The sequence below is a fragment of the Thermospira aquatica genome (assembly GCF_023525255.1).
In the GTDB taxonomy this organism is placed as follows: Bacteria; Spirochaetota; Brevinematia; order Brevinematales; family Thermospiraceae; genus Thermospira; species Thermospira aquatica.
The window spans coordinates 51,733-69,338 of record NZ_CP073355.1 but is presented as its reverse complement, the minus strand read 5'-3'; the positions used below and the strand labels follow the sequence as shown (position 1 = coordinate 69,338).

Genomic DNA, 17,606 nt, shown 5'->3' with positions numbered 1-17,606 from the left:
GTGTCGTATTGTGCTCTTGTGACAAACAGACACAGGCAAGAAGGTTTTAAACAGGGAATTTAGATGGAAGATCACGGTTACACAAAAATTGTAATAAAAAAGACAGCCAGAAAACATCCTTTGGGATTGTCTTCTGGCTGTCTCCGGACAGGCAACACAACTTAAAAGCCGATGTTAATTCCAATCATAAAAGGAAGACCGTTTTGCCGTGAGGTATTGAGCAATCCAAGTTGTATCCCATACAGCCTGCCTGTCACATTCAAAAAGCCCATTTGTATTCCTCGTACCTCTTTAGCAGTATTCACAAAACCCAGTTGAACGCCTCGAATAGTCCCTGTGGTATTCAAAAATCCTTGTTGGAAACCAAGCATTTGGTCGCGGGTGGTATTGATAAACCCTGCTTGCCATCCAAGGGCAGAGATTTCTACCGTGTTGATAAATCCGTGCTGGACTCCAAGAAGGTATCGCTTTACTTCAGGGAAGCCCCCAATTTGATATCCCATCATCACATGTGCTGATGGTCTGATGAAGGCAAATTCATAGCCTATATATATCCGGTTTTCCAGGGTGAAGAGTCCCCATCCTACGCCGGCAAAGTTCCATTTTTTGTTATAGATCTGCGCATCGCCGGTGATGCCAAGCTGAAGTATGATCCCCCATGGGTTTTGGCGAAAATTCTCAAGGAGGGTAGAGGCTTCTTCTTTTACCTCAGGCGCTGGGGTACTCGGTTCCTGGGAAGGAGGTAAAGATGCTTCTTGAGGGGAGGGAGATTGGTTTGTATCTTGTTTTTTGAGTTTTTCTTTGGCGTTTCGGATGAGTCTTTCAAGAGCCTCTTCGTCTGTTTCTTCTACACCGCTATCCTTTGGGCGGGAAGGGGTTTCAACTTCAGCAGAAGTGGAGGTTTTTTCCGCTTGAGATGGGGAAGAAGATGAGATTTTTTGAGGTTTTTTCGCTCCAAGTGAGCGAACAAGATCTTTTACGGGTTCATCGATACGATCAAGGAGACGTTCAAGTGAGGTGTCTTTGAGCTCTGAAACCTCTTCGATGGTAGCACTGGTGGTGTCTATGAGACGGAGGATGAGAATATAGCGTGAACCCACACGGGAAAGAGAACCAGTGATCGCTTTGGATGCTCCAACAAGAGAGCCCACACGGGCAACTTCTTTTTCGGTGAGACCGGAGGCATTGAGTTTTTGTTCGGAGAGGATGCGATCAAGTTTTTGTCGTTCTACAACCCGAAATTGTCGCATGTTGACAACGTGCAGTTCTACCACCTCTGTGAGTGTTCGGTTGTCAAGAGAGGTTTCGCTTGTTCGGTTTTCGATTTCCATCACTACAATGGAAAGTGTTTCCTGGGTGAATCCGATGGAAAAAAGTCCCAGGAGAAGCAATACTTGTCGCCATAAACGCATAATATTCTCCTTATTTATATTTTTAGAAAGATTGACAAACTACAAGAATGTACCACAAAAATATACCATCGCTTGTGTTTTTTTCAAGCAAAGAGAGAAAATTTTTTGAAAGAGAATTTTTAGGCTGGTTCTATTTTCTGGAGTCTGATAACAGACTGGATGAATTCCTCGAGTTTTCGTTTATCTTTCCAGTCCAGGTTACTGGAGAGTTTTACACCGATAGGTTTGAAACCCTCTGGGGTTTCGTCATATATATTGACAATAGTCGCCATCGTTTTGATCATGGTATCATCGGGGAAATAGAGCTGGATATAAACCCTTCTTCCGAGACGGATGTATTTGTAGAGATCGGTATCTGTAACAAGTATTTTGATTCCCATCACACCGAGATCTATGACAGGTTGGGGTTCTTTTGCCACCACTTCAAAGGCACACTTGGTAAAGAGATTATCAATAGCATTGACGGCGAGGGAGTTTAGACGGATTACGTGACTCTTGTTGATGTAATCCTTTTGGGTTACGACACGTATCTGACCTATTGTCTCCTCTTCAAAAATGAGGGGTACGATAATCTCACTTTTGATGGCGTTTTTAACATAGAAGTCTTTGATCTTGTCGAGTTGAGCCATGATGGCATCACGGTTTGCACCCTTCTCGAGCATGAATTTTACATAGTTTTCGTAGGAGAGGAAATTTTCGTCCTTGATGGTGAGGTTACTGGTGTTAAAAACTACGAAAGGCTTTTTGTATTCTTTGAGCATCTGGATGATAACACTTTTTTCGGTTCCGTCGTAAAGGGTGACTTTAGCCATGGCATAGTTTTCTGATCTGACGAGGTTGCTTTCGATGGTGCTCAGGATGAGGTGGATTTTTTTAGCAAGTTCTTCATCTTCGATAGAGGGATCGACAACCCTCACACTGACTATGGTATACATCTTGGAAACATGGGGATTACCCTGAATGATGATACGGGGATACCTTCGCTTGGGGTGACTGCGAAGCACATCAGGGAGGGAGATGGAGTTTCCCGAGGTGGGATAGGCGGTAAAAAGGAAGGTGTCAGAACCAAATGATATTTCGGCGTCAAGGGGTCTCATACGATAGCTTTCCAGGGAGATCCCGTTAGGGTTGGTTACAGAACTAAAAAACACTTCCCCATTTTTACACTCTTTACACACGGCTTCAAATTCTGTGTTTCTATCTCTCAAAATAACTTTAACCTTGTTTGAGCAGAATATAGAGAAATGCTTGAAGATCTCTCGTTCATCCTGATAGATCGCTTCGGTAACGGCCATACCTTATCTTGTATTCCTTATCCTTTTTCTTTGTATCAAAATATCGGCACAATAAGAAAAAATATTTAATATTTCTATTTGTTGGAGGGAGAAAACTTATTTTTGCCCCTTGAGCTGGAGGGCAATTTGAATGGCATTGAGCATACTGAGAGAAGAGGCGATGCCTTTCCCGGCAATGGAAAAGCCAGTCCCGTGATCGGGAGAAGTGCGGATGATAGGTAAACCAAGGGTAATGTTGACCCCTTCTTCAAAAGCGATCATCTTGAATGGAGCGAGTCCCTGATCGTGATACATGGCGACAATAAACTGGTAGGTTCCTTTCAGAGCATGGTAGAATACCGTATCAGCGGGAAGAGGACCTTCAAGAGGGATTCCTTCTTTTTTGAGTTTTTCAGCGACGGGAAGAAGGATATCGATTTCCTCTCTGCCAAGAAGGCCATCTTCACCAGCGTGGGGATTGAGACCACAGAGGACAATACGAGAGTTTTCTCCAAAGATTTTTCGGCTAAATTCCCAGCCTAAACGGATGGTTTTTTCAAGGTGGGAGGGAGAGAGAATCTGAGGAACTTTGTGAAGAGGGACGTGAATGGTCTCGAGAATGAGGCCGAATTTGCTACTCCAGAAAGCCATTCTATAATCCTCTGTATTAAAAGCGTTTCCAAGAAAAGTGGTGTGATCAACAAACTTTTCATCCCAGAGATGGACGTTTTTTTTGGAAAGAGGAGCAGTAACGAGGATATCGGAGGATTCGCTTTTGAGGAAAGTGAGAGCACGACGGAGGGATTCGTAGGCGATTCGTCCACCTTGAGGGGTTTCCTTTCCAAAAGAGAGGGTGAATTCCATGTCATCCAGTACAGTATGCCAGAGGATATCCTTTCGTTGGAGATGAGACGAAAACCACTCTTTTACAGCGGGATGAGAGATGAGCGTATAGGAAACACTCGCTTGCATTTCTCTCCTTTGAAGGGCACGTAAAACAATCTCAGGTCCAACTCCCCCTGGATCACCTAGGGTGATCGTGATATTAGTCATGTTTTTTGTAGAGATCCAGAATAATTTCTCGAATAGCTGTGTCAGGTTTGCTTGCAATGTGCAGGTTGCCTTCAAGCATGACGCCGTTCTGAATCATGATTTCTGGTGTACGGATATCACCCAAAACCCGTGCTGTAGGCATCAGAATAACACGATTTCTTGCTTTGATGTTTCCTATGACTACGCCCTCGATGACGACGTTCGAACCTTCGAGGTTTGCTTTTACGCGGGCATTAGGACCGATATATATCTGATCCACCATGAGTAGAGTACCTTCAAACCGGCCATCGATTTGAAGAGTACCGTTTATGAACATTTTACCTTCAAACTGGGATTTTTCGCCAATGACGGTATTGGCGTCAACACGTATAGCCATACTACTCCTCTATCTTGGAAATATCCGGTATCTTTATGTAGTCTAAAAACTCTTCTACAAATCGTGCAAGATCCTGTAAAGCCCTTCGGGTTGTGGTACCGTTTAATGAGCTGTCTGAGCCCTCAATCTGGACAATGGCCTCTGGTTCAAGGAGAGCTTTTACCCCCTCTTGTTCAGACTCAAAAATGCTCTGAATAAATGATTGAAGAGACTTCAGAAACTTTCCTACTCGCAAAATGATATCCCGATACTGTTTGTTCTGGAGCTGAATCAGACGGGAGCGATATTCCTTGTTGTTTGTTAGTTCTGCATGGGCTATCTGATCATTGATGTTACCGTATTCTGTAACAAGTTTTAGCGTATCATTATACAAGGTGTAAAATTGGTCTCTTTGATAAGCGTGTCCGTAATCAAGTTTGAGATTTTGTTCTGAGAGGAGACCAAGATACTCTTTGCCAAAAAACTGGAGATAGCTCCAGATGGCGTTAATCTCTTCGTTACGTGTGTTAGGAGTTAATGGTTCAATACGAATATTGTGCAGGATGCGGTAAGGGTTGTTTTTTTGATGCATGAGTTCTTCCATGGCTATCTCAAGATCTTGTGTTGAAATACCGTAACGAATGAGATTTTTTTCATCAAACTGGTTGAGCTCTAGTTTTTGAAGGTCTTTGTCAATTTGTCGAAAAGTAGATTCAAGTTCGAATTTTTTGTTTTCATCTTTGGTGGTTTTGTAGACAAGGAGAAGCTTTTTGCGAGTTTGTTCTATACGATCCGAGATATATTCTTTGGTACCACGAATAAGCTCGTTTATCTCCATTTCCCTTCTCCATATGTTTTATTCATTATACCTGAAAAACCTTGATCTGTCAACTTTTCGAATTGCTTCATAATAAAAGTACTCGAAAAGGGAACGCTATTGCAAAATAAAAAAGTACTCCAAATCTGTGTATAAAATAATCCAGTTCATGGCTCGACAAGCTCGCCAACCGTGGCTCGACAAGCTCGCCAACCGTGGCTCGACAGGCTCGCCAACAGGAATTGGGTTAACGAGGTCTGAAAAAAGACCTATTTACAGGGAAACGGCAAAACAATATCAAAAAGCCAGCAAAAAGGAAAAAATGGAGATACTGGATTATTTTGTGAGGATAACAGGCCTAAAAAATCGAAACTATGCCGCCAGGCTCTTGAGGCAGCACGGAAAAACCATCTATGTAGGCAAGAAAAATTACCTTAAAGCCGACATAGCCAAGAAGGGCAAAAGACCTGGCAGAAAGAAAAAATTCGGCGAAGAGGAACTAAAACTTCTAAAAAAGGTCTGGGAAATTGAAAACTACATGTGTGGCAAACGTTTAAAGCCAATTTTAAATGAAGTTTTAGATAATCTCTTAGCAAACGGACATCTCCACGGTTCTCCACAGGCCATAGAAAACTTGCGCCATATAAGTGCCTCAAGTATTGACCGACTTTTGAAACATGAGCGTAAAAAGCTTGAGATAAAAGGACGAAAAGGCACAAAACCTGGAACGCTATTAAAGCAACAAATAGCTATACGCACGTGGGCAGAGTGGGATGAAAATTGCCCTGGGTTCATGGAGATTGATCTGGTAGCCCATGAGGGAGGAAATAGGGAGATTTTGCTCAAACATTAAATATGGTGGATGTTTGGAGCGGTTGGACAGAGCTTGTGGCAATCAAAAACAAAGCTTCAAAATGGGTAAGAGAAGCCATAGAAAAAGTCAAAGGAAGACTTCCTTTTGATTTACGGGGAATTGATTCTGATACCGGTGCTGAATTTATTAATCATCCTCTGCGTGATTGGTGTGAGAAGCACCAGATAAAATTTACAAGGGGGAGAAGCTCCCGTTCCAATGATAACTGCTACGTTGAGCAGAAAAACTATTCCATAGTCCGCCAGAATGTTGGATACTTCCGCTACGATACCGAGGAAGAAGTCTACTACTTGAACCGACTCTATGCGTATCTCAGGCTTTATGCCAACTTTTTCAACCGCTATGAAAATGACAGAGAAAAAGAGAATCGGAAGCAAGGTGCAAAAGAAGCATGATGATATTAAAACTCCCTACCAGCGGCTTTTAGAAAGCTCTTATGTAAGTGAGGCACTAAAAGGAATAACAAGGCTTTATAAGACTCTCGATTTGTTTCACCTAAGACAAAAAATTACAGCTTGCCAGAGAAAACTTTTCAGCCTTCAAAAGAAAAAGAATGTAAAAAACAAAAATTTGGAGGAAACTGTATGGAATTTTTAAGTACTTTTTTTTGTGAGGCAATGATTCGAATTTCGAGTACTTTTTTATTTGACGCAACGGGCTTTTTGATAAAAAAAGAAAAGAGGTGTTTTGGGATATAATCAATTATTTTTAAGCTTTTTATAGAAAAGGGGATAAAAAAGATTGCAAGAAATAAAAAAGCATTGTATAATATCTTAACTATTAGACAAAGGAGGATGAGTCATGAAGTATGAACTCTCTGATTATAATGGCAAAACTCTTCTTAAAATCAAAGAAAATCTTGTTACAGATCCCGATGCCAGGGAGTTTAAGGAAGTGTTGACCAATCTGATTGATAGTGGGAAAAAAGAGATCATCATAGATTTTACGGACATGGTTTTTATCGGGAGCAGTGGTATTGGCAAGCTTCTCCTGGCGTACAAGCGTCTGGATGATATGGGCGGTAAGCTTTATGTTACGGGTCTTAATAAAGACATTAGAGATCTGTTTGTTACTTTTCGGCTGAATGAATTTTTTCAAATTGTTGATGATTTGAGCCAGATTAAGTAAACAGATGCCAGTATTTATCTGGATTTTATCAGGGCTGGGGTTGTTGGCGGTTTTTTCCTGGATAGGGAAAAAGGTTTTTTTTCTAGAGAGAAAAAAGAGGATAGCTTTTGGCTTGCCAGACTTTTGAATCTCTATCGGCGAGAAGTTGTTCTTCCTCAGCCGGGAGAAAATCGTCAGGAGATTCTCGATTTTCTTCAGAGAGTATTGGGTTTTGTTTCTTATGAGCTCTTGGTTGCCTCCCAGCAAAGTATTGTGGATATAAAACGTTCAACAACGCTGCCTTTTTCGTCGTTTTCTTCCTTTCTTGGAGAGATCAATTCTTCCGGTGTGGATCATGTTGTTCAGATTTACGATGTAGGTCCTCTTGATTCTCTTGTGTCGCCGCTTTATTCTCCTAAAAAACACGTGTTATGGGTGTATGTTTTTCCTCTTTATCCCTTTGATGTGAAGTATTTTCTGATTCTTGTTATGCCCAAAAGTATGGTCAAGAAAAAACAGATCTCTCTGGCCTCTTTCTTGATACGTCAGTTTTTTCTTAATCTTTATCTCGAAGAAGAGACAAAACGTTATAAAGAGAGTCAGGAATTTCTTTTTAGTGTTTTTAACAAAAATCCTGTTGGTTTGGTGATTACGGGGTCTGATGGGGTTATTCGTAAGTACAATCGAGAATTTTTTGATCTCGCAGGAGAGGTGAGACGAATCCAATTTGTTATAGGTGAAGATCTTTTTGACGTGTTGGTTCGTCATCAAAACCTTGATGTTTTGAAAATGTACAAAGAACTCTATCTTCATATAAAAGGAATCCCTCTTTATGAAGATACGGGAAGTATACGCGGGTATATTTTTTCCATTGTCAATGAGACAAAAAATTATCTCCTTTCCCAGAAGATTTCTCAGAGCGAAGAACAATTTAAACAACTCTTTCAGCAGCTTCCAGTGGGATTGGTTATTTTTGAACCGAGTGGAAAGATCTATCTGGCGAATGAGGCTTTTTTGTTTCTTATAGGGATGTACAATGATGTTGAATTATATCAAAAGCATATTAGTGATATTTTGAATGTGACGGATACAGATTTTCGTAATATTCTTCAGCAGGTTCAAAAAAATCCTTTGCTCTATTTTCGGGTAGGGCTTCGTCCTCAGTATGGGAATCGGGTTTTTTCGGTACATATTCGTCCCTTGCTGTTGGGTGAGAAGGAGGTTTTTCAGGCTACTCTTGAGGATGTAAGTCTGGAGAATGAGCTCTATCGTCAACTTGATGAAAAGTCTAAGCGTGTCGAAGAAGAATTGATGACGGCAAAAAGAGTATGGGAACATATTCTTACGGTGCCTACGATTTATAATTCTCGTATACGGTTTGAGGTTTTTTCTAAACCATCCTCGCATTTGGGGGGAGATTTTTACGATCTCTTTGCCCTGGATGATACGCATATAGGTGTGGTGGTGGCGGATGTTTCTGGCCATGGGGTTTCGGCAGCACTTATTACATCTATGCTTAAGATTTATTTTGAGTTTAATCCCAAGGATCCTCACAAGATTTCGGATGTACTCCGGTATCTTCATTATATCCTTTCTAAAGTTTTGCCTCCAGATCAGTTTGTGACACTTTTTTATGGGGTTATTGATACAAAGACTTCTACTATTAGCTATATTAACTGCGGAAATCCAAAGCCCCTCTTTTTTTCTCCTACAACCAAGAGTGTAAGTAGCCTCGAGGGAATGGCTCCTCCGCTCGGAAGTATCCACTCGGTGGTATTTTCTGATTATATCCACTCTCAGAAGCTTTCAGATAATACAAGACTTTTATTTTACACAGATGGGTTGTTTGTTTTTCGTAATGAGGGAGGGTTTTTCAATCATGAAAAATTAGCTGATTTGTTTGCTCGTCATGCTGAGCGGCAGATTTCTCGTGTGCTTCCGGAAATGTATGATACATTGTTACGGTCTTATTTTCCGTTAACGGAGGATGATGCAACTATGGTGATGGTTGTTCTGGAACCCCCGTTTCGTACGAAACAGTATCTTTCTTTGCCTTCGAATGTTCTGGAGATTGATCACGCTATTGTCAAAATTCAGGCAAACATTCTCTCGGTGGCGGACCTCAATGATGATGAAAAATGGCGGTTGTATACGGCTCTGTACGAGGCTTTGATTAACGCTGTGGAACATGGGAATCGTTTTGATGTTCAGAAACGTGTTCATGTTTTTTATCGTGTTCTTAAGCAGGCTATTGTGATTAAAGTCCGTGATGAAGGAAAAGGTTTTGTGGTTGAGGATGTGCCGAATCCACTGGATAAACAAAATCTTCTCAAACCCTCAGGACGTGGCATCTTTATGATGCGTAAACTGATGACGCGGGTGAAGTATAACAGGACGGGAAATGAAGTGGTCATGTTGTTGCGTTTTGAAAAACCGGTCTGTGAGGAGAAGGTGTGATTTATCATACTCCTATTATGGCAGCAGAGATTGTCAATTTTTTTACCCCCTGTAGTGGGGGTGTTTTTGTTGATGCTACGTGCGGGGAAGGGGGGCACAGTGAGGTTATTGTTTCACATCTTTCCTATAAAAGGTTGATTTGTATTGATAGGGATGCGACTATTCTCTCCGTAGCGAGAGAGAGGCTTGCTCGATTTCCAGGGGTAAGTTTTCATCATGCTGCTTTTGACAGATTGCCAGAGATTTTGCGTGCGGAAAATCTCGATGGGTGTGATGCTATTCTTGCTGATTTGGGAGTTTCTATGTACCATTTCATCCTCCATGAGGGGACAAAAGGACGGGGTTTGAGTATTCATGATGATGAAGGCCTGGATATGCGATTGGATAGGTCGACGGGTATTACTGCTCAAGAGGTGGTCAATACCTTTTCTCAGGAGGAGATAGCAGATATTTTGTATACGTATGGTGAGGAGTATGATGCGTACCGGATTGCTCGGGCTATCTGTCAAAATCGTCCTATTAGGAGTGCTGCGCATCTCTCCCGTGTGGTGCTTAAGGCCAAGAGAAGTCAAGGATATCATAAAATTCATCCAGCGACGAAAACTTTCCAGGCTTTGAGAATTTTTTTAAACAAAGAATTAGAAATTCTCGAAAGTTTTTTACCCCTTGCTGCCGATAATTTACATATCGGTGGTCGTCTCGCGGTGATAAGTTTTCACTCGCTGGAGGATCGCATAGTGAAAAGGAGTTTTCAATCACTCGCCAAGGAGGGCAAGGTGAAGATACTTACTCCTAAACCGGTGGTACCTTCTCATGAGGAGATTATGAGAAACAAAGCATCTCGAAGTGCAAAATTACGTGTAGTCGAAAGGATGGCTGTATGATTCCCCGTGGGGTAAAAGCTCTCCTTGTCTTGTCTGGGCTTTTCTTTTTATTTGTGATTGGTTTTCTCTTAATCGAAGTGAGACAGGATGTTTTAATGACAAAAAGAGAAATGCGGAAGACTTTTCAAGTTATGACGCAGATGGAAACACAGCTGCAGGAACTCATGATGGAGAAAAGCAAACTTTCGCTTACTGTTTTGTCTTCTTCGGTGAAAGCGAAGCCCATTGGGTATCGGGATGTTTATCGGGTGGAATTGTCGTCAAAGGATGATGTGGTTCAGCAGGTCAAAAAAGAAAGCCTTTTAGAAGTTTGTTTATCCTGGATCAGGGAAAAATTTCCACTCTCCAGGATGGAGATTTGACAGGGGACTAAAGTCTTGCTATACCATAGCGCTAAGGGGTGCATATGTTTGTTTTGGTGATTTTGGGGATCCTTTTGTTGTTGATGGCTTTACTTTGGGTGGTTTATGCCTACCGAGAGGGGAGTCGTATCCATATTGAACACCTTACGCTTTATACGGATGGGATAAAAAAGGGACTTTCTATCATGCATTTGTCAGATCTTCATCTTTTTAAGAATATGAGTTCTGTTCGTCTGGCGCGTATCCAGGAGGTGATACGGGGAAACCTTAAAAAGCCTGTGGATTTTATCTTTCTTACCGGGGATCTTATTGATAAAAACTCAGGGATCGACGTGCTTGAGAGAAAGATTCTTCCCCTTTTGCAGGCAGAGGGGGGAGTGTTTGCTGTTCTCGGGAACCATGATTATTTTGAGTACAATGTGCTTCATGTGTTTTCACCGCTTTTTTTTCTCCATGAGAAGAAATCAACAGACGTGGAGAGGCTTCTCAAGGTGTTGAAAAATGGGGGTGTGCGTGTCTTGAGAAACGAGGTTTTACAGATGACCTACAAGGAAAATAAGCTTACTCTGGTGGGAGTGGATAATTTTCTCCAGGGGAGATACAGCTGGCCTCATATTCAGATTCCTGAGGATAATTCATACAAAATGGTCCTTGCGCATTTTCCTGACGTGATTCATCATATCAAGGGAAGGGTGGATGTAGTTTTTAGTGGGCATACCCATGGAGGACAGATTACGGTCTGGGGATATCCTGTAACTGCCAAAGCCAAAATCCGGCGCCGTGAGGCAAGGGGAGCGTCTATCCATGATACCACTGTGCTTTATGTTTCCAAGGGAGTAGGGGTGAGTCATTATCTTCCCCTGCGATTTTTTGCGCATCCTGATGTCACGATGATACGTATAGAGGTGGCAGATGAGAAGAAATAGGGTATTTTGGGTCGTTGTGGCTTGTATGATATACCTGGGGGTGAGAGGAGAGGTTTGGTCCCAGCGGTCAGATTTGATTTCTGCTTCCCAGGCTGTGGCAAGAAGACGCTTTGTGTCAGCGGTTCAGGCGCAGTTACGGGCTTTTCAGGATACGGCATCGGTTTTTTTAAGGCAGGTGGAAAGTAACCTCCCTCTGCCTCAGGGGATGTTGTTGGTTGAGAAAACGAATTCATATTATTTCCAGATGGGTAATGATTTTGCTGATTTTGAATACCGGTTTATTGCCCGTTTGAGTAATGAGAACGTTCTTATGGTTTTGACATGGTATTATAGTCCTTCTTACAACGAGCGCTCCTATAATCTGGTGAAGAGTTTACCGTATCTTACTCAGGGCAGTCTCTGGTGGCAAAATCAAACGAATCGAGGCGTGGTTTATACCATATGGCGGGAAAAGGATGTGTATTCCTATTTCCGAATAGTAGAAGAAAAAGAGAATACCCTTCAACAGGGTTTTCTAATAACCATACAGTTTCTTCCCATAAAAAAGATCTCCTCTCAGACCCGGGAACAGATGATCTGGGAGTATATTATGAAAAGTGATTGGAGAAGTCTAGAGAGACTTCTTCGCTAAAGAGAAAGACAAGGTGGGATTATGGAAAACCGCTCGGAACTTTCGAGAGAGGAGATATTTGAGCATATAGAAAAAGAACTGTTGTCATCTTCTGAGACAAAAAAATCCCTTACTCTTCCGCATCGTACAAAAGGGAATTATACTATGGCGATGCTTATTAATCTTAGTCTCCTTTTTCTGGTTATGGTGGGTGGACTGTTGGTGTATCTTCGTTTTCGAGCCACAGAGTATAATCTGGTTGGAAAGCCTGAGAGCATTAAAGGACTGGAAGAAGCTCTCTACCAGGAGCTTCAAAAAAAGATAGCCCAGGAGCTGGCAACCAAAGAGGCGGAGCTTGCTTCTACCAGGGCAAGGCTTGATGAACTCGAGAAGAAAATGTCTTCGTATCGCGAGGAGCTTCAGAAGACGCTCGCCTCTGATCTGGAGAAACGGAAACGTGAGCTTGAGGAACGCTATCAGCAGTCATTTCAACAGGCTTCGGCTGCCGAGAGGAAAAAACTCCTTGAACAGCTGGAGGAGGAGAAAAGGCGCCTTTCTGAGACGGTGAGCCAGGAATACGCCAGAAAAGAAGAAGAGTACCGTAAAACCCTTCTCGAGGAGCAAAAGAAACTCCTCGCACAATCTTCTAATCAGCAACAGGCGCTGGAAACGGCTCGCAGGGAGCTTACCACGCTCCAATCAGATTATGAGGCACGTCTCCAGGCCTTACAACAGACAAATCAGCAGACGATTAATCTTTTGCGAGCTCAGCTGGAGGGAAGACAGCGTGAGGAGGCTTTTCGTTCTCAAATAGATGCGGAGTTTTCCGTGGCCATGCGCCTTATCCGTGAAGGGAAGTACGAAGAGGCGCAGATCAGATTGAGGCAGGTGTCAAATCTCTACAGTACGAAACCGAAGGATATCCAGGTTTCTTCTGTGAAACAGGCGCTGGATACCTTTTTTGTTGAGGCTTTGCAGGACTATATTCGCCTGAAACAGGGAGCCGTTATGCCAGAGACCCCCTCTGTTTCTTTAACAAGACTGAAGACCCTGTCGGAAGCCCTTCAGAGGGGCACCTATGATAAAAATCCCACTCAACTTGAGGCGGAATTGAAATCTTTAGCTCGAGAGATGCCCGAGGTGTTTGTTTTTTATAGTCAGTATCAGGATTATCTAGGGAGAACACAAACTGCCCAGCTTCAACGAGAACTACGCGAAGCAGACAATCTCTACGCTCTCAAGGATTATAAGGCTGCACTTCTGGCGTATACGGCACTTGCCCGGAAATATCCTTTGAGTACCCAGAGGGAAAAGGTTTTTAAAAGAATATCGGAATCTATCAACTCCTGGCAACAGACCACCATGGGACGCACCGTAACCAATACGGTAACGAATGTCGTAACAGTTCTTCAGACAAATAGAGCAGGCGATATACCAGCGTTGTCGAAGGTTGTGACGAATATCCTGACCAATGTTATCACCAATGAAGTGAAGGTAGTGCTTAAGGGAGATGAGATAACAGCTGGGAAGTTGTTTACGAACGCCTTAACTATTTATCAGACGAATCCTCTGGCATCACTTCCTTCGTTTGTGGCCGTGATTGAAAAACAACCTTTGACCTCGTATGTTACCCTTTCTCTTGAATATATTCAAAAGATTTATGAGACCAAGACCTCTTCAACCTCTTATGATTCTCTGAAGAAAAAACAGGAAGAAGAGGCGGCATCGCTATACACCCGTGCAGAGTCTGCCAAAGCAAAGGCTGACTATCAGACCGCGCTCCAGCTCTACCAGCAACTGATTCTTCGGGCACCCCTTTCCTCGTATGTGGACAAAAGCCTGGAGAATCTCGATAAAATGTACTATCAACTCCTTGTCGCGAGAAAGAAAACTACTGAAATTGAACCATTTGTGAAGGGGAGGGTAATGGTAGTCGAAGGAGATGTTTTGACACTTTCTCTTGCTCAGGATCAGCGGCTTCAGACGGGAGAGGTGGTAAAAATCTATCGACGGATAAGCGATACCGAGGTGGAAGAGGTAGCAAAAGCCTTGATTACCCGTGTAAGCCAGTGGATAGTGCAAGCAAAAGTTCAGAGGGGATCGGGAAAAGTTCAGGTAGCTGATCTTGTGGTGGGAGAATAGGTTATGAAAAGACAGAAGAAACAAAAAGCAGTTTTTCGAAAAAAAATTGTGTTTGTTATGTTGCCCCTGCTTATTCTTACAGTGGTATTTGTGGGTTTTATGGCCTATTATACCGCTCGTAATGGTGTTACCGCGATAGCCAAGGAATTTTTAGGCTATAAAGTGATGGATATTTACAAATATACGACACGACAGTTTTCTCTGGCTAAAGAGATACAGCTTATCGATAAAGAGAGCCTGTACGAATCTCTTTATTCCTATGGACTTGGGACTCTTTCGGGGGCCAAAGGGGGATTTTTTATCCTTTCTCGTGATGGGCAAAAGATTCGTAGCAGTGTGGATATGATGCCAGAGGAGTTTACCTCTCTTTATACCAAACTGGTAGAAAAGGAAGGGGGATGGATTGAGTTTAAAGCCAAGGGAAAAGATTATGTGGGTGTGGGGATTTATTTCTCTGATGCGGAGATTTTTCTCCTTCTAGCGAATGAGAGAGAAGAGTTTTACCGTCCTGTGAATGCCATTCTCTGGTATATTGGTGTGATACTTGTGATTTCTGTCGTGATAGCTACGGTAGTGATGCTTTCCTATGTGCGTCATCTCATGAAACCGGTGGGACATCTCGTGGAAACCATTGAAAGCATATCAGAAACCAGAGATCTGTCGAAACGAGCTCGTGTGGAATACAATGATGAGATAGGGTATCTTGCGTATGCCTTTAATACCATGGTGAGAGATCTCGAACTCGCTTATCATCAGATAAAAAACTACGCTTATCAGACTATCCAGGCGAAAAATAAAGAGGAGAAAATACGTTTTATTTTTCAGAAATATGTTCCTACAGAGGTGATTAACCGTATATTGAATATCTCTTCGGAGACGATGCTTATTGGCACAAAACAGGAGGTTACGGTACTTTTTTCGGATATCCGGGATTTTACCCATATTTCGGAACAATTTGCCCCGGATTTTCTTGTGACGGTGCTTAACCAGTATTTTAGCATTATGGATGAACGGATCAGACAACATAATGGTATTATTGATAAGTATATTGGTGATGCGATTATGGCGATATTTGGGGCACCTGTTCAGCACGAGGATGATGTTGATCAGGCACTGCAGGCAGCCTTTGCTATGCAGGAGGGACTGAAGGTGTTCAATGCCATGGCAGAGGAGAAGTACGGAATCACCTTTAAAATCGGGATAGGTATCAACACAGGGGAGGCTATTGTTGGCAATATTGGGAGTGAAAACAAAGTAGATTATACCGTTATAGGAGATACGGTGAACCTTGCATCCCGTCTTGAGGGGCTTACAAAAAAGTATAAAGCCTCTCTTGTTATTAGCGAGTTTACCAGAGCAGCTTTGAAAAGTCAGGAAGGGTATTTTTTCCGTTTGTTGGACTTTGTAAGAGTGAAAGGAAAAGATAAACCCGTTCGAATATACCAGCCGTTTGTTCTTTCGGAAGTAGAGGATAGGATAGAATACTTTACGCGTTTTGAAGAGGGGCTTCGTCGTTATCTTGCTGGCGATTTTACTGGTGGCCTTGCTGTTTTTCAAGAATGTGTGAAGCAGGATCCCCAGGATTATCTCGCGTATATGTATATCGAACGTTGTGAATACTATCATGCTAACCCACCCAGTGTTTGGGATGGGGCAGAGACCTTGTTGGAGAAGTAATATGAGGAAGCGTTGGGGTTGCTGGAATACGGAGTTGATGCATGGGCTTATCATACCGGTGACAAAGCAGTATCTTCGACAACGGCTTGGTAAGTCAGAGGATGAGAATATAGAAGTGGGAGTGGCTTATCCCTTGGTGAAAAATATTCTCGGAGTGAGTATAGAAGAGGGGACATTGAGGTTATTTCATGTCCAGGAACGTTTTCTTCTGGCAATGTTGCAGGATCTAATTGGACTGGAGAAACATGCTGATGGATGGCGGTGTATTGGTGCCAACGATATTGTTACCGTTGAACACTGGGCAAAACGGCTAGATCTAGAACCTGTAGACGTTCAGTCGGCAGAGGGATATGCCATTAACCATGAACTTGTAGAGTGGATTTCTCAACCATTTTCGGGTATTCAGATCAAGTATCGTTCAGCACGAAGTCGTCTCTTGGTAATGTATTACTTGTTTTTCTTGATTTCTCATGGAGAGTATTATATAATAATTGAGCAAATTTCTTAGGAGTAGAGGTATGGGAGCACTTTTTGAAAAGCTTGAGGCTATGGAAGAGCAATTTCTTGAAAACTGGAGGGTACTTTGACATCGATGGCATGCAGGCAGAAACTCAGACACTCTCTACTCGGCTTCAGGATGAAACTCTCTGGCAGGATCATAAGAAATACAGCGAGCTTCAAAAGAGGTTAAGTGATCTTCAGAAAGAAATCGAAGATTGGGTTAGCTTTCGTAAAAAGCTTGAAGAGTTGAAGGATATGGTTCTTCTTGCTGAAGAGGAAAATGATGATACCATGCTGGAAGAATTAAACAAGGAATATGATAAGCTTTTAAAAGAACTCAAACAACTCGAATTGTACATGCTTTTTTCTGAGGAAGTGGACAAGGGAAATGCGTTTCTTAATATTCATCCGGGAGCTGGGGGCACGGAGTCTCAGGATTGGGGAGAGATGCTTTTGCGCATGTATCAGCGATGGGCGGAACGTCATGGGTTTTCTGTTGAGGTGGTAAACTACGATCCCGGAGAGGTGGCAGGTATCAAGGATGCTACCCTTTATATCAAGGGGCGTTATGCGTATGGGTATCTCAAGGCGGAAAGCGGTATCCATAGGCTTGTTCGGCTCTCTCCTTTTAATGCCAATAACAAACGACAAACGTCTTTTTGTGCTGTAACCGTTACCCCCGAGGTGGATGATGATATAGAAGTGGAGATCAACCCTGATGATCTTCGTATTGATACGTATAGGGCAGGAGGGGCTGGTGGTCAGTATGTCAACAAGACGGAGTCTGCTGTTCGTATTACCCATATTCCAACAGGGATTGTGGTAGCCTGTCAGGTAGAACGATCTCAGCTGCAAAACCGCGAAATGGCGATGCGGATGCTACGTTCAAAACTCTATGAGCATGAAAGACAAAAACGAGATGCTGAGCTTGCGAAGCTTCAGCCAGAGAAAAAAAACATCGAATGGGGAAACCAGATCAGAAGCTATGTTTTTCAGCCGTATACGATGGTGAAGGACCATCGCACAGATGTGGAGGTTGGGAATATCCAGGCAGTGATGGATGGAGATCTGGACGATTTTATTATGGCGTATCTCAAGATGATGTTGTCTCAGAAAAGGTAAGAGAGCTTTTAAGTTTAAAATTTGAAAAAAATG

Annotated in this window: 15 protein-coding genes and 1 pseudogene; 11 read left to right on the top strand and 5 right to left on the bottom strand. The window is 42.6% G+C overall.

The features are described from left to right. Positions 1-161: 161 nt before the first annotated feature. The 5 genes from KDW03_RS00350 to KDW03_RS00330 all read right to left on the bottom strand — a co-directional run bounded on the left by KDW03_RS00350 (position 162) and on the right by KDW03_RS00330 (position 4,932). Positions 162-1,412: a CsgG/HfaB family protein gene (locus tag KDW03_RS00350; protein WP_271435424.1), complete on the bottom strand. Its 1,251-nt coding sequence runs from the start codon at positions 1,410-1,412 to the stop codon at positions 162-164. Between the two features lie 119 nt (positions 1,413-1,531). Continuing rightward, on the bottom strand, positions 1,532-2,707 hold the full coding sequence (locus tag KDW03_RS00345; RefSeq protein ID WP_271435423.1) for a DUF1577 domain-containing protein: 1,176 nt from the start codon (positions 2,705-2,707) through the stop codon (positions 1,532-1,534). Positions 2,708-2,803: 96 nt separating this feature from the next. Next, positions 2,804-3,739, bottom strand: a complete 936-nt coding sequence (pdxA, locus tag KDW03_RS00340) for a 4-hydroxythreonine-4-phosphate dehydrogenase PdxA (protein WP_271435422.1) — start codon at positions 3,737-3,739, stop codon at positions 2,804-2,806. Beyond that, a complete protein-coding gene (locus KDW03_RS00335; RefSeq protein ID WP_271435421.1) occupies positions 3,732-4,115 on the bottom strand; it encodes a bactofilin family protein in 384 nt (127 codons plus the stop codon). The genes pdxA and KDW03_RS00335 overlap by 8 nt, the downstream gene beginning before the upstream one ends. 1 nt (position 4,116) lies before the next feature. Further along, positions 4,117-4,932 (bottom strand): hypothetical protein, encoded by an 816-nt coding sequence (locus KDW03_RS00330; protein WP_271435420.1) that lies wholly within the window; start codon positions 4,930-4,932, stop codon positions 4,117-4,119. A gap of 301 nt (positions 4,933-5,233) precedes the next feature. Between KDW03_RS00330 and KDW03_RS00325 the strand changes: the two are divergent. The 11 genes and pseudogenes from KDW03_RS00325 to prfB all read left to right on the top strand — a co-directional run bounded on the left by KDW03_RS00325 (position 5,234) and on the right by prfB (position 17,573). Continuing rightward, a pseudogene (locus tag KDW03_RS00325) lies at positions 5,234-6,382 on the top strand (integrase catalytic domain-containing protein). A 204-nt stretch (positions 6,383-6,586) separates the two neighbouring features. Beyond that, on the top strand, positions 6,587-6,913 hold the full coding sequence (locus tag KDW03_RS00320; RefSeq protein ID WP_271435419.1) for an STAS domain-containing protein: 327 nt from the start codon (positions 6,587-6,589) through the stop codon (positions 6,911-6,913). Positions 6,914-7,036: 123 nt separating this feature from the next. Then, positions 7,037-9,349, top strand: a complete 2,313-nt coding sequence (locus KDW03_RS00315) for a SpoIIE family protein phosphatase (RefSeq protein ID WP_271435418.1) — start codon at positions 7,037-7,039, stop codon at positions 9,347-9,349. Beyond that, positions 9,346-10,233 (top strand): 16S rRNA (cytosine(1402)-N(4))-methyltransferase RsmH, encoded by an 888-nt coding sequence (gene rsmH, locus KDW03_RS00310; RefSeq protein ID WP_271435417.1) that lies wholly within the window; start codon positions 9,346-9,348, stop codon positions 10,231-10,233. Before KDW03_RS00315 ends, rsmH begins: the two co-directional genes overlap by 4 nt. Next, positions 10,230-10,595, top strand: coding sequence for a hypothetical protein (locus tag KDW03_RS00305; protein WP_271435416.1), 366 nt, complete (start codon positions 10,230-10,232; stop codon positions 10,593-10,595). Before rsmH ends, KDW03_RS00305 begins: the two co-directional genes overlap by 4 nt. A 44-nt stretch (positions 10,596-10,639) precedes the next feature. Further along, complete coding sequence (locus KDW03_RS00300) at positions 10,640-11,521, top strand: metallophosphoesterase (protein ID WP_271435415.1); 882 nt, start codon at positions 10,640-10,642, stop codon at positions 11,519-11,521. Then, entirely contained in the window at positions 11,508-12,152 is a 645-nt protein-coding gene (locus KDW03_RS00295) for a hypothetical protein (RefSeq protein WP_271435414.1), read from the top strand. The genes KDW03_RS00300 and KDW03_RS00295 overlap by 14 nt, the downstream gene beginning before the upstream one ends. Before the next feature lie 21 nt (positions 12,153-12,173). Beyond that, positions 12,174-14,273 (top strand): hypothetical protein, encoded by a 2,100-nt coding sequence (locus tag KDW03_RS00290; RefSeq protein WP_271435413.1) that lies wholly within the window; start codon positions 12,174-12,176, stop codon positions 14,271-14,273. Positions 14,274-14,276: 3 nt separating this feature from the next. Then, on the top strand, positions 14,277-15,950 hold the full coding sequence (locus KDW03_RS00285) for an adenylate/guanylate cyclase domain-containing protein (RefSeq protein ID WP_271435412.1): 1,674 nt from the start codon (positions 14,277-14,279) through the stop codon (positions 15,948-15,950). Between the two features lies 1 nt (position 15,951). Further along, on the top strand, positions 15,952-16,458 hold the full coding sequence (locus KDW03_RS00280; RefSeq protein WP_271435411.1) for a hypothetical protein: 507 nt from the start codon (positions 15,952-15,954) through the stop codon (positions 16,456-16,458). Between the two features lie 23 nt (positions 16,459-16,481). Further along, complete coding sequence (prfB, locus tag KDW03_RS00275) at positions 16,482-17,573, top strand: peptide chain release factor 2 (RefSeq protein ID WP_408648317.1); 1,092 nt, start codon at positions 16,482-16,484, stop codon at positions 17,571-17,573. Positions 17,574-17,606 lie beyond the last annotated feature (33 nt).